This is a genomic window from Ensifer sp. EB106-03-01-XG145 (genome assembly GCF_058792075.1).
In genome coordinates, this window is the sequence record NZ_JBYTEC010000035.1 from 1 (window position 1) to 25,343 (window position 25,343).

Genomic DNA, 25,343 nt, shown 5'->3' on the forward strand with positions numbered 1-25,343 from the left:
TGAGCGACGGCAGCCCTTGCGGTATGTCGCCGACGACCGCCATTCCGCGTCCCTCGAAGTCAAAGAGAAAGGAAAGCGGCACAGCCAAAAAAACGACTATTACCGGGCCAGGTATGGGCGAGCGATAGATGCGGGCCACTTGCAAGAGTGCAAAACAGGCCAAGGCGAACGCCAGCGTGGGCCAATGGATCGAACCGGCTTGCCGCAGGAGTTCGAGCACAGGTGATACCAAGCCATCGGACTCGATATTGACGCCGGTAAAGCGCTTGATCTGCCCAACCAGGATCGACAGCGAGATGCCGGCGAAGAAGCCGGTCAGGATCGGGCGTGACAGAAAGGTCGCCAGCACCCCGAGCCGTACAAGGCGCGCAATCAGGCATAGGATGCCGACGATCAGCGCCAGCAGCGCGGCTGCTGTCACGCGGTCGACCGTCGCGCCGGATGTAGCGAATACCGTTGTCAGAACCGCTGCCAACACGGTCATCGTGGCAGCGTCCGGACCAACGATGAGCTGGCGCGACGGGCCGAAGAGCGCATAGGCAATGAGCGGCGTGATGCTGGCATAGAGGCCGGTTTCGGCGGGCAGTCCGGCTATGGCCGGGTAGGCGATGGCGCTGGGAAGGCCAACGGCGGCAATCGCAAGTCCGGCGGAGATATCGTTGCGTAGCCAGCCGATGCGGTAACCGTTCAGGTTCGCAAGCAGAGGCAGGCGAGGCAAAACAAATGGCATGGCTGTGTCTCAATAAGCGTGCAGTCAATCTGCGGCTACGTCCCACTTGTCGTCGGGATCGAAACGATCGATGAAGGGCACGATCTGTTTGGTGCTCGGCCCGAGGTCCCGTTCGTAAACGATGCCCTGCTGGTTGACGACGAAGGTCTTGACGCCGGTCTCGGCATAACTGACCGGCCAGGCGATCAAGGCAAAACCACCGATCATGTTGCCGTTGATGACATAGTCGTACCGGCCACCGGCAATGTTATCCCCTTGCGACGTCACGATGCGGAAACGGTAGCCGAAGTAACCTTCGCCGGCCTTGGCCTTTTCCAATGCAGCCTCGCTGATCGCGTCGCCGACAGGGCTTTCGCCATCGCCCTGATCGGCCGGCCAGTAGAGCCCGTCCGTCTGGCCCGGCGTGCTGATCAGCTTCTGGGCGTATTCGAGCACGCCATCGGCGTCGCGATCCTGCGAGGCGTATTCCTTCTGCGCATCGACATAGGCCTGTACCGTATCGATCGCCTCGAGCTCGTTCTCGCCGACGCGGCGATTGACGATCTCCTCGAGCCCGACATATGTGTCGAAAGCCCATTTGCCGTCATCGCCCTTGGTGATCGGGAAGGGCAGGGGCCAGAGCCGATCGCCGAGCTGGATGATCTTGCGCCCTTCGAGGTCGCGCACGACGACATTGCGGGCGGCACCTTCACGAATGAGCGCGAAGGTATCCATCGCCCCTTCACCGGCCTTCAGCTTCTCCGCATTGAGCCCCAGAAGCTTCGCCAGACCGTCGAAGTCATTGGCGGCGAGCTTCGCCTTGAATTCGTCGACCGCCTTGGCGGGATCATCGAAGACCGGCGGATCTTCGTCGGCCGCATAGGCATCGAGACCCGCAGCCATTTGATCCGCTGGCGCCTGTTCCGCCGGCGTCTGTGTCTGCGAAAAAGACGCGTTGAGTGGCACAGCGGCCAACGTGAGGGCGATCGCCGTTCCGAGGAGAAACGGATGAAAGAGCTTTGTCATGGTCGTTCTCCTATCTGACTATCGTCTGCCGCCGCCGCGCCCACCGCCGCCGCCACCGCGTTGGATAGGAGGTTTGCCGCCGCCGCGGGTCGCTTGTGGCCGCCCGCCGCCGCGCTGGCCTCCGCCCATGCTCTGTCCACCACGCTTCGACGAATTGACCTCACGCCGGCCGGAATTGACGTTGCCGAGCCCCGACGGGTTCACGGGTCGATTCTCGGCCTTGCCGCCCATCTTCGGCTTGCCTGCGGGTCGGTTTGCCGGGGTCTGCTTTGTTTGCGGACGGTTTGCGCTTGCCTTGGTGTCTCCGGCCTTCGGTCTTGTCGCCTGACCATCGGCAGGACGGGTCGCGGACCGCTGCTGCGCCTTCAGCCCATCAAGCGTGTTCTTGCGCACGTCCTTGATCTGGCCTGCGCTGCCACCGGTGGGCCGTGCGTTCGGCCGATCGCGATTGATCTCGTTGGCGCGGTTGCGCAGGTTGTTGTTCCCGTCGGCCTTGATGTTGTTCTTGATGTTGGTCCGTTCGAACTTCTGAAGCTGGGTGCTGTCGAAATTGATCTTGCTGCGATCGACATTCTTCCAGTCGAGATCGTTCCACTTCACCTTGCCGTTGATGTTGTTGAAGCAGTTGTTGCAGTCGATGTCGATGTCGCCGCCGTTCCAGCGGCCACCCCAGACGCCCCAATCGTCCCAGTCGACGATCGCCGCGAAGGCGGCACCCGTCACCGCGCCGGCGAAGAAGGTCGCACCCGGATACCAGTAGGCGGGAGAGGGTTCTTCATAATAGCTGATCGGCGCCGGTGCATAATTCGGCTCGTACAGCATCTCCGGCGGATACTGCGGCACGTAGATCGTTTCCGGGTTGGCTGCCTGGATGACGACGTTGTCGCCCTCCTGGACCACCGTCACCTTGTCGTCGGACTTGATGATGTTCTTGGCGACCGCCTCGTCACGCAATTGCTGGATCGCGATCAGCACGTCCTTCTGCTGATTGGCGATCGCATCGCCGAAGGACTGGGTCCAGTCGAGGTCTTCAGCCATCATCTTGACGATCTGGGGATAGTTGAGCAGTGAAATGACGCTGCCGTCCCAATCGTCCTTTGGCTTCATGTCCGGCTTTTTCTCGCGGGCCTCGAGGAACCGTTCCGCCTCGACGATCTGCAGCGGATAGAGCGCGGCAGCGGAAATAAGCGCCACCAATTCGTCCGGATAGAGTGCGATGCGCGCGACCAGGATTTCGAGTTCGTCGTCACTGAGCGGTTCCGGCGTCACTTGCTGCAGAGCCGCCGGCGCGCTCGCCGTCTGCTGGGCGAATACCCGGCTCGTCGGTGATGAGATCATCATGGCAATGGCACTGCCAAGTACGATGGTCGTCTTCCGGATCATAAACGCTTCTCCGAGGATGAGGACGGCGCGTCCCGAATTCAACAAATCTGGCCGGGCCACGAGTGACTAAAGCTGGCTGCGTTCGCTCGCGAAAGATCAACTTTGGGTGGGCAGTCGTAAATTCGCGTAAGTTACGCTGTGTGCGCGGGTGGACGCCGTATTGTCATCGGTATGATTTTCCGTCCCGATTAAACTCGATCGTATCTACACCCACTGGCGCATCGTTGCCGCCATCTGTCGAGGTCGAATGACTGTAGAAATATGGACCAGGGGCCACACTCATCTCCACGAAGCTGCTCCACTACTGACATTTTCGAATGGTCAGGCAATTTATAGCGCCGGAGACACGGCCGACCGCGCCTTCTGTGTCGCTTTCGGGACCGTTCGCGTCTATCGCATGCTTGCCAGTGGTCGGCGGCAGATCCTTTCTTTTCATATGGCGGGCCAATGGTTCGGAATCGAGCACGAAAAGCATCGAAAGTTCTCCGCGGAAGCAATAGGATCGACCGGTATTGTCTCCGTGAACGCCACCGCCGGTGATAAAGCTGTGCCCTTATCCTCGATATTCTTGGCACTATCATCCGCACAGGAGCAACAACTCGTCGTCGGCCGACCGAGCGCCGATGAACGGGTTGCAGCGTTTCTGCTCGAAATGTCGGCTCGGCACCATGGCGCCCACGAATTCGAGTTGCCGATGCCTCGTAGCGACGTTGGGGACTATCTCGGTTTAACCATCGAATCGATTTCGCGCGCTATGACGAGATTGAAGCGAGGCAAGCTGATCCGGCTCGATGGCTCTCGGCGCATCGAGATCCTGGATATGAAAGCCCTAAAAACGATCTGCAGTTGAAGAGGCAGCGTGAGCACGAGCAAGCAATTATGGCGGGCATCGCCAGTTACGTCAGGAATTCCCGAATTTCCTGGACGAGACCGTCAATCAGCTCTTCGTATTCTCGCCGGCGTTCTTCGCGCAGATCTGCCGAATATATGTCGACCCTGCCCAGGGCATCGTCAGCAACAGCCAGGTCGTCGCACAATCCTCGGAAACTCTCGCGAGCGAGCAGAAGCTGTCTTATCTGAAGGGACTTGTCAGGAAACCGGCTCAATGCCGCCTGGAGCCCCGGGCTACCGCGGTTTGAGTTCCATCGCGCCTCCATGCTCCCCCCTAGCCTGACAGGCAACTCTTCTCGACTACCTTTACCGGATAGTAGGCGGATCACGTTGATTGCACAGGTATGATACGCGACAATACGGTCCGATATCGTTGCCCCTGATAGGCACAGAGCAGTGACTGCGAGCCAAACAATCGATGTTGGCCAGCGGAGTGGTTGATTTAAAAGATTTTTTTTACTCACCGCTATTCTTGCGAAGGTTCTAAAGATAGTGTGGCTCGGGAAAGGGCTATTCGTAACCCGATCGTCTATAAGTTGGGCTCGGTCGACTTCGAAGGGGATCCGATGGTCGCTGCAAGTTCAGGCAAGGAGCAAATCGAAGGACCCTCTGCCGAAGACGTACGAGCACAACTGGAGCGTATCCTTTCAAGCGACAAATTCCATCTTCCTGAACGGGCTCGAAGCTTCCTAAAGTTTGTAGTCAATGAAACCCTCGAGGGTCGTGCCGAGTACCTGAAGGCATTCACCATTGCACATGATGTATTCGGGCGAAGAGACACGTTTGACGCGCAGAACGATCCGGTCGTTCGAATTGAAGCTGGCCGAATCCGTCGCGAACTGGAGCGCTACTACCTGCTGTCGGGTTCAAGCGAACGAGTGGTCATCACCATTCCGAAAGGTGGCTACGTGCCGGCCTTCGAATTCAATCGTGAGTTCAAAGGTGTCGAGCAGGCAGGAACTGAGACGCAATCCCAGATCGAGCATGGGCTTGAGTCTCAGCCTGCGATCCCGGAGCTTCCCAAAACGAGGTTTCGCATCGGATTCCCGTCGCAAGCCGTGCTTGCTGCCGCTGTGGTGGGCGTGCTGGTCACGTCCACGCTGCTGATAAGAGCGGGCGGCACAGATTACAGTGTTGCGTCCGTGGCGGCGACGGCATCCGCCCGCCCCGCAATCGCAGTGGAGCGATTCAGGGATGTCGTGGCAAGCGATCGCTCTTCCAGTCTCTCGATGGGGCTGACAGAAGAGATCATCGGCAATCTGGTCAAGTTCAAAGAGATCGTCGTTATTGAGGGTACGGCGTCCGCTGGACGCAACCCTACCGCTTCAGGCTACATCCTGCAGGGCTCTGTGAGATTGGAAAATGAAAAGGTCCGATCGATTGCACGGCTCGTTCGGCGTTCAGATGGCATGATCATCTGGGCGAATAACTACGATTCAGATTTGCGCGCGCAAAGCGCATTCGAAATTCAAAGCGCGCTTGCAAAAGACATTGCTACCGCAGTCGCCCAGCCGTTCGGCGTGATCTTCCAGGCCGACACGAAAGATATTGCGTCCCAGAGTGTAGGTGGATGGGACGCCTATACCTGCACCTTGGCCTATTACAGTTATCGCACCGAGATGACGCAGCCGGCGCACGAAATGGCGAAAGACTGTCTGGTAAAGGTGACCAACCGGGCGCCGCCTGATGCTACGATGCAGGCGTTTTTGTCGCTTCTCTATCTCGATGAAGTGCGTTTTTCCTACAAGCTCGGGGTAAAACCGGTTCCGGCTACGCTGGAGAAGTCTTTCAAGTTGGCTGAGCACGCGGTCGAACTCGATCCCCGAAACGCCCGCGCGCTGCAGGCACTTATGCTCGCTAACGTTTTCAGAGACGATATCCAATCGGCGTTGCGGGCCGGTGCGGCTGCCTATGCCATCAACGCGAACGATACAGAGGTCGCAGGAGAGTACGGTTTGCGCCTGGCGATGTCCGGGAAATGGGAGACCGGGTGCGGACTTATCTCGAACGCTGTCACCAAGGGAGCTGGTCCGAAGGGGTACTTCGAAGTTGGTATGGCGCTCTGCGCATTCATCGACGGTGACTTGGGGGCGGCGGAGCTCTGGTCGCGAATGTCTGACCTCAATTACAATCCCATGCACCACATGGTCCTGACGGCTATTTTGGGTGCTGCTGGCCGGATCGATGAAGCCCAGGCCGAGTTAAAATGGATCAAAGAACACGCCCCCAAGCTCATGCCGAATATTGCCCGAGAGATCTCAGTGCGCATCTCGCGCCAGGAGGATCGGGAACGCATCTTTGCCGGCTTGCGCGCGGCTGGTGCAGAAATCGATAGCTCTCCAAGGGCGACCAACTGATTAACGACCCCTCGTTGTAAGGGATAGAGGTTACGCGAAGCTACGCTGGCAACTCGCGTCGAGATGATAAGCGTCCGGCATGATGAAGAATCCTCTCCAGCCGATTTTGGACGCATTGATGAGTAAACGGAATTCTGCACTTCTTCTTCTCTTCGTTCTGTCTGGCTGCGGACATCCAAGCGGCGTTATGGCGCCGATATCACCTTCAGCATCAAACGTGGCTACTTCGAAAGTTGATATGCTGGTAGCGACGACGCGTGAGCCTTCCGGCGACCCGGCTACCCTGTTCAACGGAGAGCGCAGCCCTGTGCCCTCCCTCACGCATCTTTCGGTTTCACTGCCGCCCAGCCGGAAGTCTGGGACCGTTCAATGGCCGAAGAGCCTTCCCCCCAACCCGGCGACAGACTTCGCCGTGACAAACGTCCAGCAGATCGCGACGGTGGACGAAGGCCGGGCCTGGTTCAAGCAGCATGTGAATGGAGGCCACGCACTTGTCTTTATTCATGGTTTCAACAACAAGTACGAAGACTCGGTATTCCGACTGGCGCAGATCGTTCACGATAGCGGCATGCAGGCGACGCCGGTGCTGTTTACCTGGCCCTCTCGTGCTGAAATTACCGCCTACCAGTATGACAAGGAAAGCACGAACTACTCGCGCACGGCGTTGGAGCAGGCCCTGCGTACACTCGCAGCCGATCCGAACGTAAAGGACATTACAGTCATGGCCCACTCGATGGGTACGTGGTTGGCGATGGAATCACTCCGTCAGATGGGGATCCGGGATGGACATGTGAATTCAAAGATTCACAATGTCATTCTCGCATCGCCGGACATCGATATTCAGGTGTTCGCCAAGCAGTACGTGGAGATGGGAGAACCGCGGCCGAAATTCACGATCTTCGTGTCTCAGGACGATAAGGCGCTTGCCGTCTCTAGCTTCATTACAGGCAAGGTCTCGAGACTGGGCGCCATCAATCCGGCGGAAGAACCCTACCGCTCGAAGCTGGAGAAGGCCGGCATAACGGCGGTTGATCTGACGACGCTCGATACCGAGGACAGCCTTAGCCATGGCAAATTCGCCGAAAGCCCTGCAATTGTCCAACTCATCGGTCAGCGCCTGATGAAAGGGCAGACGCTCACCGACTCCAACATTACCCTCGGACAGGGCATTACAGCGGTCGTCGGCGGAACCGTTAAGAACATTGGCAACGTAGCGGCAACCGCGGTCGCCGCACCTGCAACCTTGGTCGAGCAGCCCTTGAGTGGACGAGCACGAGCACACTCGTCAAATACGACGCTTGAAGACGACCTGAAGCCGCAAGAGCTCGTGAAATAATGCGGCGTACCCGCTGAGGACATATCCGCATGAAATGGTTTCTCTCCGCGGCAGGTTCCGCTTTTTTTGCAAGATCCGAATATCGAGACCGGCTCGACAATCGAAAAGCGCCAAGTTCCATGCCGTGTTCCAACTGCATAGCGCTTCTTCCATCTACTTGATAATCCTATTGGTCCGCGCGTTCGGGGAAAAACCATGTCCGACAGCATACATCCTGCTGCAATCCATTATTTGCCGGCATTCATCACGGCGCCGGGACAGAGTGACGTGCTGTTCAACGTCGTCGTCATCTTCATGATCCTGGCGATCTTCGCCCTCGGAACCTTCTATCTCCGGCTGCATTCGCTGCCGGAAACCATGGCGCACAAGAGCCACAAGGTGCAATACGAGCTGGTGGCGGTGCTGGGGCTGATCTCGCTGCTCACGCACAACAACATCTTCTGGATCGCGGCGCTGATCCTGGCGCTGATCGACCTGCCGGATTTTTCGTCGCCGCTCTCATCGATCTCCCGCTCTCTGGAGAGGATCGCCAGCAAGGTGGATGCATCAACAGAACCGGTGCCGCCCGAGCCCGAGCCGGTGGCGAGCCATCCGGCCGCGCCTGCAGATCAGCCGTCGATGGAAGGGAAGGCCTGAGCCATGTTCGAATTCATGCTTTGCTCGATGCTGACGATCCTTCCTGACTATCTTTTCCGCCGCTATGTCCAGGGCAAGAGGTTCGGGCGGGAGATCACCATCTATTCGGTGTGGTTCGAACTGCGCTGGGGCATCACCGCCTGCATCATCCTGACGATCTCGCTGATCACGCTGATCTTCTACTTCCACCCGTCGACGAAGAATGTCACCGCGGCGTTCCGCACGGTCGCCATCCTGCCGGAAGCCGGCGGGCGCGTTTCGGAGATCTATGCGACGCGCTTCGAGAAGGTGGAGGCCGGCCAGCCGTTGTTCAAGCTCGACAGCTCCGAACAGGAAGCCGCCGCTGAGGTTGCCCGCCGCCAGATTGCCGAAGTGGAAGCGGAGATCACCGTCGCCCGCACCGAGCTGGTCGCCGCCGATGGCGCGATCGTGGAAGCCCAGGCGGCCGTGCAACAGGCCCAGGACGAGTACGACACCCAGGTCGAACTCAACAAGCTGAACCCCAATGTCGTCGCACGGCGCGAGATCGAGCGCCGGCAGGTCAACCTCGAAGGCCGCAAGGGCGCACTCACCGCTGTCCTTTCCAGCAAGCAGACGCTGGAGACGAAGCTCTCGTCGCTGCTGCCCTCGCAAAAGGCGAGCGCCGAGGCCGCCTTGAAGGAGGCGGAGATCGATATTAGCAAGACCACCGTGCGCGCCGGTGTGGCCGGCAGGGTGCAGCAGTTCGCACTCCGGGTCGGCGAGGTCGTCAATCCGCTTCTGCGGCCAGCAGGCGTTCTCGTCCCTGAAGATGCCGGCCGGGCGCGGCTTGTTGCCGGCTTCGGGCAGATCGAGGCGCAGGTGATGAAGGTCGGCATGATCGGCGAGGCAACCTGCATCGGCAAGCCCTTCACCATCATTCCCTTGGTCGTCACCGACGTGCAGGACGTGATCGCCTCCGGCCAGGTGAGGGCGAGCGACCAGCTGATCGATGTCGCCCAGATCTCGCAGCCCGGTACGCTGACTGTCGTCATGGAGCCGCTCTATCCCGGCGTGCTCGAGGACATTCCGCCCGGCAGCAGCTGCATCGCCAATGCCTATACCAACAGCCATGACGAGCTCGAGTCGCCCGATATCAGCACCGCCCGCTGGGCCTATCTGCACGTGGTCGACGCCGTGGGCCTCGTCCATGCGATGATCCTGCGCATGCAGGCCTTGATGCTGCCGGTGCAGACGCTGGTGCTCGGTGGGCATTGAAGTGGAAAGCGGCAACCCAAACGGGCATTATCAGCCCGTTCGGTAGCCGCCCGGAATTAAACCCTGCCGAAAGGCATTATTGTATTGTGAGTGTCTACGAAGGAAGGTCGTTTTGGCTAGAGCCTGCAAGGACAACGAGACCAGCGACAGGCCTCAGTCCTCGTCGGCCGTGTAGCATTGCGTCACTTGAGGAGCGGATGTCGTGTCATGGTGAAGAGTGAGTGAGCTCGACAGAAACGAAATCGAAATCACGCCCAGCCTTTGGGTTGGCTGGAAAACTCTTCGCCGTTCTCGTTCTGCTTGGCGCGATCGCTATTCTCATCACAGCGGTTCTTGGCTATTTCCGCGCCCGTGATGCGATTGAAGCGGTGATATTTGATCACCTCACGGCAGCCCGCCAGAACAAGGTTCGCCAGGTCGAAACCTACTTCCGCACAATCCAGAATGAGCTGCGGCTGCTGGCCACCTCGAAGATGGTTGTCGATGCAACGCGGGAGTTTCGTGGCGCGGTCGACCGGCTCGATGGACAGGAATTGTCACCAGAACTGCGTGAGAAGGTCAGTAACTGGTATGCCGACAATTTCATCCCGCAGATGGCACGGGTGCTGGGCCGAGAGCCGGCGCTCACTGACTATCTTCCGGTCGGAACTGCCCCATACTACCTGCAGTACCACTATATCGTCACCAATCCGAACCAGCCGGAGAGGCGGAAGCTCGTCGACGACGCCGGCGACGGGAGCGACTACAGCCGGCTGCACGCCATTTACCACCCCTTAATGCGCACGGCGGCCAACACGGTCGGTTTCTTTGATTTCATGTTGGCCGATCCCAAGACCGGGCGCCTGATTTACACCGTTCAGAAGGAAGTGGATTTCTCCACGTCTCTACAATTCGGTCCGTACCGTCGCTCCAACGTCGCCACGGCCGTTGTCCGATGTGCCGAAACTGCCGATCGATCTGCGATCTGCCTCGAGGATTTCGCACCCTACGCGCCATCCGGTGGCGCACCCATTGCGTTCATGGCCGCGCCGGTTATCGACCGAGGCGAGGTCATCGGCGTGCTGGTGGCGCAACTGTCGAACGACGAGATTGACAAGGTCGTCACCGGTAACCGCCGCTGGCAGCAGGAGGGGTTCGGCGCGACGGGCGAAGCCTACCTTGTCGGGCCGGACTATCTCGTTCGCTCGGGGCCGCGAACGTTTTATGAAGACCGTGAGCATTATTTCAGCGAACTTGTGGCGGTCGGCTCACCCGACGAGGAAGTAGCTGCAATCAAGCGCTACGGCACGCCCGTGCTGCATCAGCGCATGGAGACCGCCGCCACCCGGGCTGCGATCGCCGGGGTTGAGGGGACTGGAGAGATTGTCGGTTACCGCGGCGTTCCGACACTCGCGTCCTGGGGGCCGCTGGCGATCGCCGGCGTCAACTGGGGCGTTGTCGCCAAGATCGACAGCTCCGAAGCCTTCGCGCCGATTGATAAATTGCGCCGAGACCTGATGGTGGTTGGCGGGGTAGCATTGCTCGCCTTGATTGCCGCCGCCGCGTGGCTTGCGCGTGCAATCCTCGGGCCACTCAGGGAGCTTACCACCGGCGTTAAACGCTTCGCCGCAGGCGACTACGAGACCAGCGTGCCGGTTCGCACAGGTGACGAGATCGGGCAACTCTGTTCGGCGTTCAACGGTATGGTTGCGGACCTGCGCGAAAAGAACGCGGTGATCGAAAACAAGAACCGCGAGAACGAGGAATTGTTGCTGAACGTGTTGCCGGCGCCGATCGCCAACCGACTGCGCGGCGGCGAGGAAAGGATTGCCGATGGTTTCGCGGACGTCACGGTCGCCTTTGCCGACCTGGTAGGCTTCACCGAGCTTTCGTCCAACCTGCCGCCGCAGGATGTCGTGAGATTGCTCAATGGGCTGTTCACGCGTTTTGACGCGGCGGCGCAAGAGCTCGGGATAGAGAAGATCAAGACGGTCGGCGACGCCTACATGGCGGTCTGCGGCCTGCCCGAGCCTTGTTCCGATCACGCCGAGCGCATGGTGCGCATGGCCATTCGCATGATCCATATCAGCCGCGAACACGCGCTGGAGCACAACACATCCTTGAAGCTGAGAGTCGGTATCAACAGCGGCTCGGTCGTGGCCGGCGTCATCGGCAAGAGCAAATATATCTACGACCTGTGGGGCGACACGGTTAATCTTGCGAGCCGGATGGAGTCTGCGGGCGTTCCCGACTCGGTTCAGGTGACACGCACAGTGTATGACCAGCTTCAAGGCCAGTTTGTTTTCGAGGCGCGCGGTGCAATCGACGTCAAGGGCAAAGGCAAGGTGGAGACCTGGCTTTTGAGGCTTTAGGCCTGCAAAGTGCCACGCGCCGACGCGCCGCGTCATCGACCAATGCCTGTCCGAAATCGGAACGGTGCTCGCGTCGACGGCGTGGTGAAGGAGTCGGTCGAGCAGTGCGGTGGCGACGACGGGATCGCCAAAACGTCACCCCACTCTACAAAGCCGCGGTTGGAAGTCAGCATCATAGCGCCGCGCTCGTACTGAGCGTTCACGAGCTGGAAGAACAGGTTGCCGCCGCCGGCGACGACCGGCAGATATCCGATCTCATCGACGATGAGCAGGCGCGGCCTGCATAAGAAGCGGATCAGTTCCTCGCCCGCCGCCTTCGACATCACGAGAATGCAGTCGCGCACGTTTGTCGCGGGTCCGTCGAAGTGCGCGCACTGGTCGCAAATCCTACCAGACGCAACCGGCCTTCCCGTCGTCACGCCCGTCGTCAAGGAGGCAACCGCCCTTGGATGCGGTCAGCGGCGATTGGCATCGGCCTTCGCGATTTCGTCCAGACTGCGCAGAGCTGGGTTCGCTGGAACAGGCGCTTCGAAGCCATCCTCGAACACAAGGCCATCTACCATGACTCCGTCGAGCGATGGGCGCGCGCCTATGCCTTGCAGCGCCAACTCGTCGACAAGGGCGTCACCACGGCGATGTGGAAAGCACCCGGCCTCTGAATTTTGAAGATCGAACAACAAATTAGGAGAAAATATGCTCATCCAAATCTCACAATTCACGTCAAGCAGGGCTATGTCGACGAATTTCTCGATGCTTTCCGGATCGTAAGCGCGCTTTTCAGTGCACGTCGTAAAGCGACTTGAAGCGGCGGCTCAGGCTGGCTGTTTTTTGAAGTTGAAGGGCAGCAGGTCGTCGATATCGGCGTCATCGGGACGCTGCGGCAGTTCGGTGAGAACATGTCGCAACCATGCGAAGGGTTCGACGCGGCAGGCCCGGCAGGTCAACATCAGGCTGTAAATAACGGCGCTGGCCTTGGCCCCCTGGACTGTATCGCTGAAGAGCCAACTCTTTCTTCCGGTTGCAAAAATTCGGATGTCGCGTTCCAGAAGGTTGTTGTCGATCGGCATCCTGCCGTCTTCGATGAAGCGCGTCAGATATTCCCATTGGTTGCGCGTGTAGGAGACGGCATCGCCAAGCTTGGTGTCGGGCACGACCTTCGGTGCGATCGCGTCGAGCCACGCCTTGAGGGCGTTCAGGACCGGGACACTGTGTTTCTGGCGAAAGCGGCGCATGTAGTCGGCCTGTGGTTCGCCGTCATCCGGCCTCTCGTCCCGCACCTGCCGTTCAATCCGGTAGAGCTGGTCGAACAACTTGAGGGCCTGCGCCGGCGGCCCGCCGGGTTTCTTCCTCGCCTTGAGGGCGTCGACAAAGCGCCGCCTGGCGTGGGCCATGCATCCGATATGCGTGGCGCCTTTCAACGTGCGCCAGGCCGAGTAGCCGTCACTCATCAGGATGCCGCGATAGTTGCCGAGGAAGGCTTGCGGGTGTTCCTGCCCGCGCCCGGGCTGATAATCGAACAGAACAATTGGCTGTTCGCTGTCCTCGCCGCTGCGATAGACCCACATATACGACGTGCTGGTAGCTTCCTTGCCCGCTTCCTTCAGCACCTGAACCGTGGTCTCGTCGCCATGGATGACGGTTTGGGACTGGAGTCGCGATTTCAGCGCATCATAGATACGATACAGGTGTTTCTCGCTCGAACCGATAACCCAGTGCCCCAGAGCGCCACGGCTGACAGGAACCCCGGCACGCTCGAAGGCTTGCGCCAAACGATAGAGCGGCGTGCCATCGACAAATTTATGAACCAGCGCGAAGGCCAGCGTCGAGGCCGTGGCGATGCTGCCGGGCAAGGGCTGCGCGGGCATCGGCGCGATAACGATTGGCGTGCTGATCCCGGTGCGGTCGCAGTGTCGGCACGCATACTTGAACCGCGCATTCTGCAAAACCTTCGCCTTCACCTCGATATGAAGCTGCTCGGTAAACAGCTCGCCCATGCGATGCATCTGGTTGCTGCAGCACGGACAGAGCTTCTGGTCGTCGGCAAGGTCATACTCGACGCGCTCGCGCGGCAGGTTTGCCGGCAAGGTCTTGCGGCCGCGCTTCTTTCCCGTCGTGCTTTCGCCCGCCGGTAACCCTGTGTCCGGCAGATCGACGACATCGCCATCTTCGCCGTCGGCGTCAGCCTCATCGGCAGCCTGTTCGGCTTCATTGAAGATGCGATCAACGTGCTTTTCGCTGCGCGGCCGCTACTTGACCGTTTCGACGATACCGAATGCGTATCGCGAGCGCTGGCCAATCTCGGCGTGATCTCGTCCATACAGTGGAAGGACTTTTTTGACCGGGCCAGTTATGTCGAAGCGATTCTGCGCGATGAACCGGCTAGAGCTTACCAATTGATGGATTTCGATTCCCGCGACCGCTACCGCAAAGCGGTTGAGGAAATCGCCGCATGCGCCGGCCGGCCAGAGATGGAAATCGCGGAGTGCGCCGTCTTTCGGGCGCGCCAGGCGAAAGGTTCTCCGCATGATCACGTCGGCTACTGGCTGGTTGGCGAAGGGCGCGGTGAATTCGAGACCCTGATTGGCCTGCGTCGTGCGCGGTTAACCGTCTGCAGCCATTGGCTCCGTCGCCACGCCGGGGTACTTTACGCCGCTGCACTGATTGCGGCCACAGCCACCGCGCTGCTCGTTCCAGCGACGTATCTCTCGGCTGTTGGGGCGGGGGCAGGCGGATGGATCCTCGGCATGGCCCTCACGCTGTTGCCGGCTTCAGTCCTTGGGGTCGCCGCCGTAAACGGGACCCTTGCACTGGTCGTCCGTCCCCAGGGACTGCCGAAGGCTGCCGGCGGCTGGGTCTTGACTGTAACCGTCGAGGATGAAATCGGGCCTCGGCCGGCCAGGGCAGGCATGCTCGAGATCGATTTGGCGTCATTTTACGATCAGTTCGTTCGTACCGGGCGAGGGGCCGCCAGCGTGGCCGCTGAGGTTGACGGGCCGGAAGGGGAGGTGCGGCTCTCTCGCCTGCTCGATGCCGTTGCGACAAACCGGCACCCGACTGCGTAGAACGCCCAGGATTTCTCAAAAACGGTTGGCGTGCCAGTGCAGACTGGAACCGCATCACGGCAGCCTCTGACGCAGAAAGGCCACCGCGCCCGACAGCGTTCGCAGGTCCGGATAATCCCGTTCGAGGATCTCGACGCCTGTCGCCTTGTGCAGACCGATGACGAAGTTCAGGAAGTCCATCGAGTCGATCTCGAATTGCGCACGAAACGACTTGTTCGGATCAATGGGCTCGCCTTCGATATCCGGAGCAACTGCATAGAGGGACCTCGCCACGAGGTCGGAGAGTTCGGCATCGGTCATAGGGCCTCCGGATGTGCAAGGAGTTCGGACAGGCGGGTCAGGAATTGGGCCGCGTGCCGGCCGTGGCCCACCCTATGATCACCAGCGAGCGTCACCTGGATCACCCGGCGAACGGCCACGGCGTCGCCGACAATCCAGGGGCGCAGGGTTGCCGCGCCACAGCCGACGATCGCGACCTGTGGCGGGTAGATGAGCGGAAAGACGCTGTCGGCATTTCCCTCGCCGAGATTGCTCAGGGTGACGGTGCCGTCGGTTATCTCGGAACTGCGCAGCCGGCCGAGCCGGGCGCGGGGCACGAGGTCGGCAATCGCGCTCATCAGTTCGCCGACGCTTTTCGAATCCGCGTCGCGAATCGCCGGCGCGATCAGTCCGCCGCCGCGTAAGGCGGTCGCAAGCCCAATATGGACGGCCGGCGACGGCCGGAAGACACCTTCCTCATAATGCCCGTTGAGCTCGGGCACTTGCTTCATCGCCAGTGCCACCGCCTTCATCAGCGGTGCGACATAAAGGAGCCGTCTTTCGATCGGACGAAGGGCGTTCTGCTTCTCCAGCCATTCGAAGACGGGTGTGGCGTCGATCGCATGCACGACCCAGTAATGCGGAATATCGCGATGGGAGCGGACCATGGCCGCGCCGATCGCCTTGCGCATCTCGTCGAGGTCGAGACCTGCTCCGCGGCTGCGCGGTGCCCTATCCAGGTCGGGTTCTCGTTCGATACCGGAGCGCACCTGTTCGAGGCCGATGATACCGTCGGGGCCAGGGGACAATCGCTCCGGCGATATGCCGAGGCCGGCGGCACGCCGGCGCGCCGCGGGCGTGATGCGCAAGCGGGGCGGCGCTGCCAGGGCTGGCGTCTCTCCAATGCTCACCCGCCGCTCGGGCGCCTTCGGTTCGATCGCCTCGGTCGTTTTCGCGGTGGGACGAGATGGTGGCTCTTCCGCAGGGCCGAGGATCGTCGCAAGCACGGTGCCGACAGGAACCTTTCGTCCCGGCTGGATCAACTGCTCGCCGATGACACCCTCGTTGAAGACCTCGATCTCGATCGCGCCCTTCTGCGTCTCGACGAGCGCGATGATATCGCCGCGCTCGACGCGATCGCCCGGCTGCTTGAACCACTCGACAAGCGTTGCGGCCTCCATGTCGGCGCCGAGCGACGGCATCTTGAACTCGATCATCGTCGCATTGCCTTCCTGACGGCAGCGGCGATCGATTGCGGCTGGGGAAGTGCCGCCTGTTCGAGGTGCTTCGGATAGGGGATCGGCACCTCGGCGCCGCAGACCCGCTCCACCGGAGCGTCGAGATCGTAGAAGGCCTGCTCCGTGATCCTGCTCGTAATTTCCGCCGCAAGGCTGCCGCTGCGCCAGGCTTCGTCGACGACGACGGCGCGGTGCGTTTTCCTGACCGAGGCGATGATCGTCTCATCATCGATCGGGCGCAGGATCCTGAGGTCGATCACCTCGCAGTCGATGCCTTCGCCGGCAAGCATCTCGGCCGCGTTCAGCGCCTTCTTCACACAAGCGCTGTGGGCGACGACGGTCACATCCGAGCCTTGGCGGCGCGTCGCCGCCTTGGTGATGTCGACAGACATTTCTCCGTCCGCGGGGAGTTCGTCTTCGTCATTGTAAAGCGTAGCATGTTCCATGATGACCACGGGGTCCGGGTCCTGAAGGGCCGGCCAGAGCATGCCGCGGGCGTCAGCGACCGTCGCCGGCGCGAGAACCCGTATGCCGGGGATGTGACCGTACCATCCCTCCAGGCTATGAGAGTGCTGCGCCGCCAACTGGCGTCCGGCGCCGGTCGCCATACGGATGACGATGGGGACGGAGAACTGCCCGCCCGACATATGCCGGAGCGTTGCGGCGCTATTGACGATCTGGTCGAGCGCCAGCAGGCTGAAATTGATCGTCATGATTTCCACGATCGGGCGCATGCCACCGAGAGCGGCTCCGATACCAGCGCCGACGAAAGCGGATTCCGAGAGCGGCGCATCGCGAATGCGCTCGTCGCCGAACTCGGCGGGCAGACCGAGCGAACAGGCATAGGCGCCGCCGTAACGGTTGACGTCCTCGCCCATGAGAAAGACGCGCTTGTCCCTGGTGAGGGACTCTCGCAGCGCTTCCCGCACGGCTTCGCGATAGGTCGTGCGGCGTGTGGTCATGGCACGGTCTCCGGCGGCGAGATGACGTCTTTCACAAGGTCCTCGACCGGCTCCCAATCCGCCGCTTCGGCGAAAGCGACGGCAGCGTCGATTTCCTGCGAGACACCCGCCTCGATCTCCTGTCGGTCGTCCTGGTGAAGGATACCGGCGGACAAGGCCCAGTCGGCGAACAGTGTGAGTGGATCCCGCTTCTTCCATTCCTCGATCTCAGCCTTCTCGCGATAGAGGTCTGGATCAAACATCGAGTGCGCGCGGAAGCGATAGGTCATGGCTTCGATGAAGCGCGGACCCTCGCCCCGGCGAACGGCATGAACGGCGCGGCGCGCCGCCGCTTCGACATCCACGACATTCATCCCGTCGACCGCTTCCGATTCAATACCGTAGACGGCGGCGCGTTCGCTGATGGAAGGGTTGGATTGCGACCGGGCAAGGGCCGTGCCCATGGCATAGAGATTGTTCTCGCAGACGAAGAGCACCGGCAGGTGCCAAAGGGCTGCGAGGTTCAGCGACTCGTGGAATTCGCCTTCCGCGGCCGCTCCCTCCCCGAAAAAGCAGCAGGTCGCCCGTTCGATTCCCACCATCTTGTCGGCGAGTGCGAGGCCGACGGCGAGCGGCAGCCCACCTGCGACAATCGCGTTGCCGCCGAAAAAGCGATGGCGGACGGAGAAGATATGCATCGAACCGCCGCGGCCCCGACTGGAGCCCGCCGCCTTGCCGAACATTTCGGCCATCACCTCGTTCATCGGCAGGCCGCGGACCAGGGCATGGCCATGCTCCCGATAGGTCGCGACGATTGCTTCATCTTCCGTAAGCGCCGAGATCACGCCGACGGCATTCGCCTCCTCGCCGATATAGAGGTGCAGGAAGCCGCGGATCTTCTCCTGCGTGTAGAGCTCGGCACACTTTTCCTCGAAACGGCGGATGCGCGTCATCTGGCGCAAGAGCTCGACAGCATGCTCGCGGGTCAGGTGGACGCGGTCGTCAGCGATGTTCCTCATTTTTCGACCTCGAGCGTTGAGGTATCACCCTCGGGCAGGCCGAGTTCGCGGGCCCTCAAGAGCCGCCGCATCACCTTTCCGGAGCGGGTCTTCGGAAGGCCATGGCAGAACTCGATATAGCGGGGCGCAACGGCAGGCCCAAGCCGCTTGCGGGCGTGGGCGAGCAGATCCTTGCGCAAGCTCTCGTCGGGGGTGTGGCCGGGGCGCAACGCCACGAACGCCTTGACCACTTCCATCGCAACCGGATCCGGTATGCCTATCACGCCCGCCTCTGCGACGGCGGGATGCTCCAGCAATGCACTTTCGACCTCGAAAGGTCCGATCAGATGCCCGGCCGATTTGATGACGTCGTCGGCGCGGCCGACGAACCAGTAATAGCCGTCGGTATCGCGCCTGACGAGGTCGCCGGTTAGGTACCAGCCGTCGACGAAGCACTGGCGATAGCGCTCCTCCTCGTGGAGGTAGCCGGTGAACATCGAGGGCCATCCCGCCTTCAGCGCCAGTTCGCCCTGCTCATTAGGCGTTTCGACGAAGGTCATCGCCCCGGACGCCTCGCGTCTCACCACGGCCGCTTCGATCCCCGGAACCGGCCGGCCCATCGAGCCTGGTCTGATCGGCATCGAGAGAAAATTGGAAATCATGATGCCGCCTGTCTCGGTCTGCCACCAGTTGTCGTGGATCGGGCGCTTCAAGACATCACGACCCCAGATCACCGCCTGCGGATTGAGTGGCTCGCCGACGCTGGCGATCAGCCGTAAACGGCTGAGGTCGAAGCGCCGCGGCAGGTCGTCGCCAGCTTTCATCAGCATGCGGACCGCGGTTGGTGCCGTGTACCAGACGGTCACCCTATCTCGCTCGAGATTGCCGTACCACCTTTCAGCGTCGAATTCCTCCTCGTCGGAGACGAGTGTGCAGCCGATTAAGAGTGGCGCGATGATGCCGTAGGAGGTGCCCGTTACCCAACCAGGGTCGGCCGTGCACCAGAAGATGTCATCCGGTTTCAGGTCCAGTGCGTAGGCCGCCGTCAGCTTGTGCGCGACAGCCGCACCGTGCGCATGCATCGCTCCCTTCGGCCGGCCCGTGGTGCCGCTGGTGAAATGAATGACGGCGAGATCGTCCGCGCGGGTCGGAGCGATGTGGCAGGTTGTCGGTCGTCCGGCGAGCGCCGCATCGAAATCCACCCCGCCATCGCCGCCGCCGACCAGGATGATCGTCTTCAGGCTCGGCAGGTCGGCGAGAACCGGCTTGACCTTACGCTCGAAGAACCGTGCGGTGGTGACCAGCGCTTTGGCCTCGGCGATCTGCATGCGCGCTTTGATCGGCTCCGGGCCGAAGGCGGAGAAGAGAGGGCTGAACACGGCACCTCTTTTCCAGGTCCCGAGGGCAGCGATGTAAAGAGCAGGCACGCGACCGAGAAGGGTAAAGACGCGTTCGCCCGGCACAATCCCCAGATCGGCGAGCGCATTGGCAAAACGGGCACTGTCTTCTGCAAGCCTTGCATAGGTCAATGTCGTCGCCAGACCGTCCGCAGCGATCGAGCGCAGGGCAACACGCTGGCCACGTCCGGCGGCGACATGGCGATCGGTCGCTTCGTAGCCGATATTGAAGCAGCCGGGCGCGTCAGCGCGGCGACCGAAAGTCTCCTCCGGCATGGGCCAGACAAAGCCATCGTGGACTGCCTCATAGTCACCAAGGTTCGGCAACGACCGCTGTCTGTCACTCCCCCCGTCGATAACCGCTGCCATGACCACCTCCTTCTCCTCGAAACGAGAGAGTGACCGGAATTTGGGCTAGCAGCATTGATTATGGTCAAAGATCGTCTGTCGCGGCTTGCTGAGCGCATCGCTACGACGGGCCGACATGGGCTTGTGCCGCTCTCTCCGCACCTTGCTCTCGTATCGGCTGCCGTTGCTGATGCGGATTGAGCAGGATCAAAGTCATTCGGCGACATTGTGCGACACTGCAACTGTCTCTGTGAAGCCATCGCATTTCCTTCGAACCATGACATCCGGCACTGCGCAGACAACAATCAACCGATCCGAAGTCATCGATATCGAGATCGCGCTGCACGGCTTGCCGGGTTGCCTTCGCCTTCCGCCAAACCCCCGCGGAGTCATCGTCTTCGCTCATGGTAGTGGTTCCAGCCGCAACAGCGCGCGCAAAGCTTATGTCGCGGAAGCGTTGCGGGAGCTGGGGTTTGCAACCCTCGTTTTCGACCTCCTCAGCGAACAGGAAGCTGAAAATCGCGCCGATGTTTTCGATATCCCGCTTCTGGCCGAAAGGACGGTTAGCGCATGCAAGTGGGCCTCGGCTGCGAATTGGACTCGAGGGCTGCCGGTCGGGCTTTTCGGCGCGAGCACCGGCGCGGCTGCGGCTCTTCAAGCGGCGGCCGAGCTCGGCGACCAGGTGTCTGCACTGGTCTCGCGAAGCGGTCGCCCGGACTTCGCGGCGGCGCTTGAAGAGGTCAGGATGCCGACGCTCTTGATCGTGGGGGGATCGGATCGCGACATTCTCGGGTTGAACCGGGCAGCCTTGGCAGTGCTTGCCGGTCCCAAGAAGCTGCAGATCGTTCCGAACGCCACCCATCGGTTCTCGGAACCGGGAACGCTCGATGCGGTAGCCGCCGCGGCAGCGGAGTGGTTCGGCCACTATTGCCGCCAGAGTGAAGACAAAGAGGAACGGAGATAGGTGCGTGCGTTTCTCGAACCGCTCCGAGGCGGGAAGACAGCTGGCTAAGGCGCTCGAACATTATCGGGGCCAAGACGTCGTTGTGCTCGCGCTGCCACGTGGGGGCGTGCCTGTCGCGGCCGAGGTTGCGAGCTTTCTTGACGCACCGCTTGACTTCCTTCTGGTGCGCAAGATCGGCGTACCCTGGCAGCCAGAGCTCGCAATGGGGGCGGTGATCGACGGCAGCAAGCCGACGGTTGTGCGCAACGAGGAAACAATCCGCGTCGCCGGCATTAGCGGCGACGAATTCGATGCCATCTGCCAAAAAGAACTCGCCGAGATCGAACGCCGGCGGCGCCGATATTTTGCCAATTGCGCTCCTCTGGACGTTGCCGGTCGCATCGCCATCATTGTTGATGACGGTATCGCGACCGGGGCCACCGTCCGCGCTGCCGTTCCCGGGCTTAGGCAACGGAAACCCGCGAAAATAATCGTTGCCGTTCCGGTCGCTCCTCGAACCGCAGTGGCGGAGTTGCAGGCCGAGTCGGATGAAGTCTTTTGTCTGCTTCAACCAACTATGATGGGCGCCATTGGCTATTTCTACCACGATTTCACTCAACTCACCGAGTACGACGTCGTTCGGCTGCTCGCTGCGCGCTCCGCCTGAGCCATTTGGCGAGCCCACTCGCTCGCCTAAGTAACGGTGATTTTACTCCGGAGTAGTCTGCAGCCATAACGTGATGGATTCTAATAAGGTGGTGCGGGATTCGGGCGAAAAACCACGCGCACTTTCCTCATCCCGCGCTATCGGAGCGGCCCGTCCTTGCGCGGCGTCAATGTGGTGCGCAGCGAATGTGGGCAAGCTAACCATGGTTGCAACAACGATGTGACCAGGACCATGGAAGTCACCCCACAAGTTCGGTTTCGCGGAATGGCGCCTTCGGCGATGGTAGAGGCGGATCGCCCGCCTACGTTCTCGTCGCGGTCCGCGACAGTTTCGATGCTGCACAAAGGCAGATCGAGGATGTCGTGCGGGAAATGAGCGGATACCGCGTGAAACCACATCCGGAGAGGCTTCATGGAAGGGTGACGAGTCTCACGCATGAAGAAGGCTTTGGCTTCATCTCGGCACTGGACGGGCGGGAATTCTTCTTCCGCCGTGAAAGCATGGCCTCTGGAGACCAGTGGAAACAGCTGAAAATCGGAACGGAAGTGAGATTTGCCGAGCACGACGGTGAAAAAGGACCATTTGCTTCTGCGGTGACCATCGTTTGAAGTAATCTGCGAGAAGGGAGTGGGACGAGGAATAGTGTGCGCGATTTTCCGCCCGCATCCCGCGTGTCGATTCGATCTAACCGAAAATCATCGTGATCTAGTCAGCTTCCACCCGTTAGAGCGGGTCTTGTCCTGCCGTCTCCCTGCCGCGCACGATGCGCTGTCCTGCATTCCAGCCGCGTGTCCGGGTTACGACAACGCTGCGGCCCTCCGCTTCGCCGTCGCGTTGGTGATAGATCACGACCCAGTCAGAAGTTCGCTCGCCGAGGCTGAATTCACGCAGATAACCCGACGTGCCGTTCGTGTTGGCGCTCCGGAGGTCGTGATCGAGTGCAGAGTTCACGACGGCGCCGGCACCCCGCGTTTCAGCAGGTCACGTGAAAAAGGCCAATCTTCTTCACATGCGACCCGTTGAACATACGGATTGCCTCCGGGGTGGGGTGCAGAAATTGAGGATGAACCTAATTAAATACCCAATGACACCAGGTGCCCCGCGAAATGGCGCAATTGACGGACGTCATGCCCAAGTTTGAATAGAAGGCTCCACGTCGGACAACGATGCGAGGCACAAAAATCGGAGCCCCGGGTCCTTGTTGACGACGTGAATGGCTGGCGCGCATAGACGCTTCGATGTCGTGCTCGACGCCGGAGAAAGCCGCGCCGTTAACAGCCGCCTCTCACTTGATGCCGTTCGCCTCGGCGACGAAATCCGACAGCATCGGCACGTATTCCTCGCCGCGACCAGCTGCGACCGCCTGGGCGAAGGAATTCCTGACTGCGGCCCCGATCGGGTTCGCGACGCCGCTCGCATTGGCGAAGCCGGCGAGATAGCTCATGTCCTTGAAGCCGTTGCGGATTGCGAACTTGTGGGCGTTCGGGTCACGCTCCAGCACCCAGCGGAAGAACGTCTGATAGAAGGGGCAATCCATGCGGCCCCCTCGGATGACGCTGTCGAAGACTTCCGGGGTGAGCCCCGCCTTGCGTCCGAGCATCAGCGCCTCGGAATAGAGCGCCGCATAGCCCATCGAGAGAAAGTTGTTGAGCAGCTTCATCGTGTGGCCGGTGCCGGTTGGGCCTGTGTGGACGATTCTGCCGGCGAAGCATTCGAGCACGGGCCAGACACGGCGCACGTCCTCGTCCGCGCCGCCGACCATCACATCGAGCGTACCGGCGGCGGCGTCCGCCGGGGTACGGCTGAGCGGCGCATCGATGAGGGTAATAGCCTTGCCGGCGAGGTTCGCAGCGAGTTTTGTGGTGACGGAGGGATCGGAGGTCGAACAATCGACGATGGTGAGCGGCTTGCCGGCGGAAGCGATGCCGTCCGGGCCTTCAATCACCGAGAGGACTTCCGGCGAGCCGGTTACGCAAAGGATGATGATGTCGCAACGCTCGGCCATATCGCGCGGTGTTGCTGCCTCCGTCGCGCCCTCGGCGACCAGCGCGTCGACCGGCGCGCGATTGCGATGCGCCATCACGCAAAGCGGCGAGCCCTTCTTCAGGATATTCGCCGCCATGCCCTGACCCATCAGCCCGAGCCCGATGAAGCCCACATTTGATTTCGTCATTTGGTCGCCTCCACTGATTGGCTATCGAGATCACGATGATTCTGGGTCGGGGCCCGAGAGTCATTGAACGCGATCGATTCCGACAAGTCGAGCCTCGGGAGCAGGCTAAAATCGGCGCAGGCGTTTCCGCGCTAGAATTTACGGCTGACGAAGGGCGAGTTGGCGAGCCCGAAACGCCACGGGTGTTCCACCGCCTTCGTAACTCCCACACGGATACCGCTGGAGATCGGCGGACGCTGAGCCGGTAGGTGGAGGTGAAACGGCTCCTGCCAAAGCGGCAGGCCATCCTGCGCTCTATTGATCGCCAACGCCTGGCCGAGGCGTCCCGGCCCGGAGCACAAGAGCTTGTCCTTACGAACACCCCTCCGCGCTTGCATCGCCTCGATGCCCCACTTCGGCTCGATCGCGCGGATCAAGACGGCGCTGCCGGGCAAGCAAACGAAGTTGAGACACCAATGGAGGCCATAGGGAAGATAAACATAGGTGTGCGCCGGCGAAGCTGTGCGACGCGGCGTCATCGGGCAGATATGCCTCGGTCTCGACAATAATTCCGCCGACGCCGGACACCGCGAATTCGGCGCCGATCAGGTCCGCCGCCACCTCGACGGCGGGGCGCGCGAAAAACCTGGCATCCCAACTCAATCGATGCACCGCAGGGTCGTAGCCTCCATCTTTGCATGATGGTCTACTGGATGATTCCTTGGATAGGAATCGATTTAAGGGATCAGGCGGCAATTCACAGTGCCACGTCACCACGCTGTCGACCGGCGGAATTCACCTCCGCACGCAACACGTGCTTCCGGTACTGCGCGCGGCCAGAGGGTGGGCCTCAGCCTCTTCCCTTTGCCAGCGGCAGTGGGATTCGTAGCGACGCCACCGCATCTTTTGGTGCGCCCACGACTCCGCCGCATTCCCCTTCATGCATCATTAGGTGCGGATGCAACCTGAAGAGCCCGTCACCCGACGCCCGTCAAGGCAGCCCGATACGGTTGCGGATCAACCGTTCTCGCACGCCGACCAGCATCAGCGCAGCCTGCTGCTCAGCGGTTTTCACCGGTACAAAGCGCATCGTCGGCCGGCTTGCTGCCTCGCAGAGCGCCTCCGCATCTGCGGCGTCGTTCTTCCCGCGCCTGACGTAAACTTTGGCCAATTGAGGTGCGATGAGTTTCACCTCGTGGCCAAAGGAGCTAAGAAATCGCGCCCAGTAATGCGACCCGCCACAGGCCTCGATCGCGATTACTGTCGGCGGCATCTGCTCGAAAAAGGCAATCATCTGACTGCGCCGCAGCTTCTTGCGTAGCACCACTTCCTCGGCAGCATTCACGCCGTGAAGTTGAAAAACATGCTTAGACGTATCCATTCCAATTCTGGTAATCTCGTCCACGGACGGCCT

The 25,343-nt window shown here is 60.9% G+C and carries 20 protein-coding genes and 5 pseudogenes; 11 read left to right on the forward strand and 14 right to left on the reverse strand.

All coding sequences use genetic code 11. The annotated features are described in order from the left end of the window. The 3 genes from AC3WWH_RS32620 to AC3WWH_RS32630 form a co-directional block, all read right to left on the reverse strand. The coding region (locus AC3WWH_RS32620; protein ID WP_492377533.1) for a SulP family inorganic anion transporter at positions 1-730 on the reverse strand (730 nt) is incomplete at its 3' end. A 24-nt stretch (positions 731-754) separates the two neighbouring features. Beyond that, positions 755-1,735: a DUF2950 domain-containing protein gene (locus AC3WWH_RS32625; RefSeq protein ID WP_492377534.1), complete on the reverse strand. Its 981-nt coding sequence runs from the start codon at positions 1,733-1,735 to the stop codon at positions 755-757. A gap of 18 nt (positions 1,736-1,753) precedes the next feature. After that, the gene (locus AC3WWH_RS32630; RefSeq protein ID WP_113398364.1) at positions 1,754-3,118 is read right to left on the reverse strand and encodes a DUF3300 domain-containing protein; all 1,365 of its coding nucleotides are present in this window, start codon (positions 3,116-3,118) and stop codon (positions 1,754-1,756) included. Positions 3,119-3,365: 247 nt separating this feature from the next. Here AC3WWH_RS32630 and AC3WWH_RS32635 point away from each other — a divergent pair, with 247 nt between their 5' ends. The 6 genes from AC3WWH_RS32635 to AC3WWH_RS32660 all read left to right on the forward strand — a co-directional run bounded on the left by AC3WWH_RS32635 (position 3,366) and on the right by AC3WWH_RS32660 (position 11,925). After that, positions 3,366-3,968 carry a helix-turn-helix domain-containing protein gene (locus AC3WWH_RS32635; RefSeq protein WP_058320864.1) on the forward strand — a complete coding sequence of 201 codons (603 nt, stop codon included), beginning with the start codon at positions 3,366-3,368 and terminating at the stop codon, positions 3,966-3,968. Between the two features lie 607 nt (positions 3,969-4,575). Then, on the forward strand, positions 4,576-6,366 hold the full coding sequence (locus tag AC3WWH_RS32640; RefSeq protein ID WP_058320866.1) for a hypothetical protein: 1,791 nt from the start codon (positions 4,576-4,578) through the stop codon (positions 6,364-6,366). Between the two features lie 118 nt (positions 6,367-6,484). After that, on the forward strand, positions 6,485-7,702 hold the full coding sequence (locus AC3WWH_RS32645) for an alpha/beta hydrolase (protein ID WP_492377540.1): 1,218 nt from the start codon (positions 6,485-6,487) through the stop codon (positions 7,700-7,702). A gap of 195 nt (positions 7,703-7,897) precedes the next feature. Then, positions 7,898-8,338 carry a hypothetical protein gene (locus AC3WWH_RS32650; RefSeq protein WP_492377535.1) on the forward strand — a complete coding sequence of 147 codons (441 nt, stop codon included), beginning with the start codon at positions 7,898-7,900 and terminating at the stop codon, positions 8,336-8,338. Between the two features lie 3 nt (positions 8,339-8,341). Continuing rightward, positions 8,342-9,574, forward strand: a complete 1,233-nt coding sequence (locus tag AC3WWH_RS32655; protein ID WP_492377536.1) for an HlyD family secretion protein — start codon at positions 8,342-8,344, stop codon at positions 9,572-9,574. Positions 9,575-9,840: 266 nt separating this feature from the next. After that, the gene (locus AC3WWH_RS32660; RefSeq protein WP_492377541.1) at positions 9,841-11,925 is read left to right on the forward strand and encodes an adenylate/guanylate cyclase domain-containing protein; all 2,085 of its coding nucleotides are present in this window, start codon (positions 9,841-9,843) and stop codon (positions 11,923-11,925) included. Positions 11,926-12,000: 75 nt separating this feature from the next. Here AC3WWH_RS32660 and AC3WWH_RS32665 read toward each other — a convergent pair. Next, positions 12,001-12,227: pseudogene (locus tag AC3WWH_RS32665) on the reverse strand (ATP-binding protein); the annotation flags it as partial. A 43-nt stretch (positions 12,228-12,270) separates the two neighbouring features. Here AC3WWH_RS32665 and AC3WWH_RS32670 point away from each other — a divergent pair. After that, positions 12,271-12,584, forward strand: a pseudogene (locus tag AC3WWH_RS32670) (autoinducer-2 kinase); the annotation flags it as partial. 153 nt (positions 12,585-12,737) lie between these two features. Here the strand turns inward: AC3WWH_RS32670 and tnpC are convergent. Next, positions 12,738-14,168: pseudogene (gene tnpC, locus AC3WWH_RS32675) on the reverse strand (IS66 family transposase); the annotation flags it as partial. Between tnpC and AC3WWH_RS32680 the strand changes: the two are divergent. Next, positions 14,151-14,987, forward strand: a complete 837-nt coding sequence (locus AC3WWH_RS32680) for a hypothetical protein (RefSeq protein ID WP_245299315.1) — start codon at positions 14,151-14,153, stop codon at positions 14,985-14,987. The pseudogene tnpC and the gene AC3WWH_RS32680 sit on opposite strands and share 18 nt — an antisense overlap. A gap of 54 nt (positions 14,988-15,041) precedes the next feature. Here the strand turns inward: AC3WWH_RS32680 and AC3WWH_RS32685 are convergent, their stop codons facing one another. The 5 genes from AC3WWH_RS32685 to acsA are packed head-to-tail and all read right to left on the reverse strand — an operon-like array spanning position 15,042 to position 20,188. Then, on the reverse strand, positions 15,042-15,287 hold the full coding sequence (locus tag AC3WWH_RS32685) for an acyl carrier protein (protein WP_058325167.1): 246 nt from the start codon (positions 15,285-15,287) through the stop codon (positions 15,042-15,044). Further along, positions 15,284-16,462 carry a dihydrolipoamide acetyltransferase family protein gene (locus AC3WWH_RS32690; RefSeq protein ID WP_058325166.1) on the reverse strand — a complete coding sequence of 393 codons (1,179 nt, stop codon included), beginning with the start codon at positions 16,460-16,462 and terminating at the stop codon, positions 15,284-15,286. The genes AC3WWH_RS32685 and AC3WWH_RS32690 overlap by 4 nt, the downstream gene beginning before the upstream one ends. Continuing rightward, positions 16,459-17,445 (reverse strand): alpha-ketoacid dehydrogenase subunit beta, encoded by a 987-nt coding sequence (locus tag AC3WWH_RS32695; RefSeq protein ID WP_113398834.1) that lies wholly within the window; start codon positions 17,443-17,445, stop codon positions 16,459-16,461. Before AC3WWH_RS32695 ends, AC3WWH_RS32690 begins: the two co-directional genes overlap by 4 nt. Further along, positions 17,442-18,443: a pyruvate dehydrogenase (acetyl-transferring) E1 component subunit alpha gene (gene pdhA / locus AC3WWH_RS32700; RefSeq protein ID WP_058325164.1), complete on the reverse strand. Its 1,002-nt coding sequence runs from the start codon at positions 18,441-18,443 to the stop codon at positions 17,442-17,444. The genes AC3WWH_RS32695 and pdhA overlap by 4 nt, the downstream gene beginning before the upstream one ends. Next, positions 18,440-20,188, reverse strand: coding sequence for an acetate--CoA ligase (gene acsA / locus AC3WWH_RS32705; protein WP_058325163.1), 1,749 nt, complete (start codon positions 20,186-20,188; stop codon positions 18,440-18,442). Before acsA ends, pdhA begins: the two co-directional genes overlap by 4 nt. Before the next feature lie 115 nt (positions 20,189-20,303). On the opposite strand from acsA, the gene AC3WWH_RS32710 reads away from it, so the two are divergent. The 3 genes from AC3WWH_RS32710 (at position 20,304) to AC3WWH_RS32720 (ending at position 22,385) form a co-directional block, all read left to right on the forward strand. Then, positions 20,304-21,131 (forward strand): dienelactone hydrolase family protein, encoded by an 828-nt coding sequence (locus tag AC3WWH_RS32710; protein WP_492377537.1) that lies wholly within the window; start codon positions 20,304-20,306, stop codon positions 21,129-21,131. A gap of 4 nt (positions 21,132-21,135) precedes the next feature. Further along, positions 21,136-21,777 (forward strand): phosphoribosyltransferase, encoded by a 642-nt coding sequence (locus tag AC3WWH_RS32715; protein ID WP_058325162.1) that lies wholly within the window; start codon positions 21,136-21,138, stop codon positions 21,775-21,777. 371 nt (positions 21,778-22,148) lie between these two features. Continuing rightward, positions 22,149-22,385, forward strand: coding sequence for a cold-shock protein (locus tag AC3WWH_RS32720; protein ID WP_245299313.1), 237 nt, complete (start codon positions 22,149-22,151; stop codon positions 22,383-22,385). Positions 22,386-22,500: 115 nt separating this feature from the next. Here the strand turns inward: AC3WWH_RS32720 and AC3WWH_RS32725 are convergent, their stop codons facing one another. The 4 genes and pseudogenes from AC3WWH_RS32725 to AC3WWH_RS32740 all read right to left on the reverse strand — a co-directional run. Then, positions 22,501-22,728, reverse strand: a complete 228-nt coding sequence (locus AC3WWH_RS32725; RefSeq protein WP_058325161.1) for a hypothetical protein — start codon at positions 22,726-22,728, stop codon at positions 22,501-22,503. 334 nt (positions 22,729-23,062) lie between these two features. Next, positions 23,063-23,950 (reverse strand): NAD(P)-dependent oxidoreductase, encoded by an 888-nt coding sequence (locus AC3WWH_RS32730; RefSeq protein ID WP_058325160.1) that lies wholly within the window; start codon positions 23,948-23,950, stop codon positions 23,063-23,065. Between the two features lie 131 nt (positions 23,951-24,081). Beyond that, positions 24,082-24,601 (reverse strand): annotated as a pseudogene (locus AC3WWH_RS32735) (DNA-3-methyladenine glycosylase). A 325-nt stretch (positions 24,602-24,926) separates the two neighbouring features. Continuing rightward, positions 24,927-25,334, reverse strand: a pseudogene (locus AC3WWH_RS32740) (IS110 family transposase); the annotation flags it as partial. Positions 25,335-25,343 lie beyond the last annotated feature (9 nt).

Bases quoted from the DNA above. Each gene is read 5' to 3' on its own strand.
- AC3WWH_RS32625 (WP_492377534.1), bottom strand. From the start codon at position 1,735: ATGACAAAGCTCTTTCATCCGTTTCTCCTCGGAACGGCGATCGCCCTC.
- AC3WWH_RS32630 (WP_113398364.1), bottom strand. From the start codon at position 3,118: ATGATCCGGAAGACGACCATCGTACTTGGCAGTGCCATTGCCATGATG.
- AC3WWH_RS32635 (WP_058320864.1), top strand. From the start codon at position 3,366: ATGACTGTAGAAATATGGACCAGGGGCCACACTCATCTCCACGAAGCT.
- AC3WWH_RS32640 (WP_058320866.1), top strand. From the start codon at position 4,576: ATGGTCGCTGCAAGTTCAGGCAAGGAGCAAATCGAAGGACCCTCTGCC.
- AC3WWH_RS32645 (WP_492377540.1), top strand. From the start codon at position 6,485: ATGAGTAAACGGAATTCTGCACTTCTTCTTCTCTTCGTTCTGTCTGGC.
- AC3WWH_RS32650 (WP_492377535.1), top strand. From the start codon at position 7,898: ATGTCCGACAGCATACATCCTGCTGCAATCCATTATTTGCCGGCATTC.
- AC3WWH_RS32655 (WP_492377536.1), top strand. From the start codon at position 8,342: ATGTTCGAATTCATGCTTTGCTCGATGCTGACGATCCTTCCTGACTAT.
- AC3WWH_RS32685 (WP_058325167.1), bottom strand. From the start codon at position 15,287: ATGACCGATGCCGAACTCTCCGACCTCGTGGCGAGGTCCCTCTATGCA.
- AC3WWH_RS32690 (WP_058325166.1), bottom strand. From the start codon at position 16,462: ATGATCGAGTTCAAGATGCCGTCGCTCGGCGCCGACATGGAGGCCGCA.
- AC3WWH_RS32695 (WP_113398834.1), bottom strand. From the start codon at position 17,445: ATGACCACACGCCGCACGACCTATCGCGAAGCCGTGCGGGAAGCGCTG.
- pdhA (WP_058325164.1), bottom strand. From the start codon at position 18,443: ATGAGGAACATCGCTGACGACCGCGTCCACCTGACCCGCGAGCATGCT.
- acsA (WP_058325163.1), bottom strand. From the start codon at position 20,188: ATGGCAGCGGTTATCGACGGGGGGAGTGACAGACAGCGGTCGTTGCCG.
- AC3WWH_RS32710 (WP_492377537.1), top strand. From the start codon at position 20,304: ATGGGCTTGTGCCGCTCTCTCCGCACCTTGCTCTCGTATCGGCTGCCG.
- AC3WWH_RS32720 (WP_245299313.1), top strand. From the start codon at position 22,149: ATGAGCGGATACCGCGTGAAACCACATCCGGAGAGGCTTCATGGAAGG.
- AC3WWH_RS32730 (WP_058325160.1), bottom strand. From the start codon at position 23,950: ATGACGAAATCAAATGTGGGCTTCATCGGGCTCGGGCTGATGGGTCAG.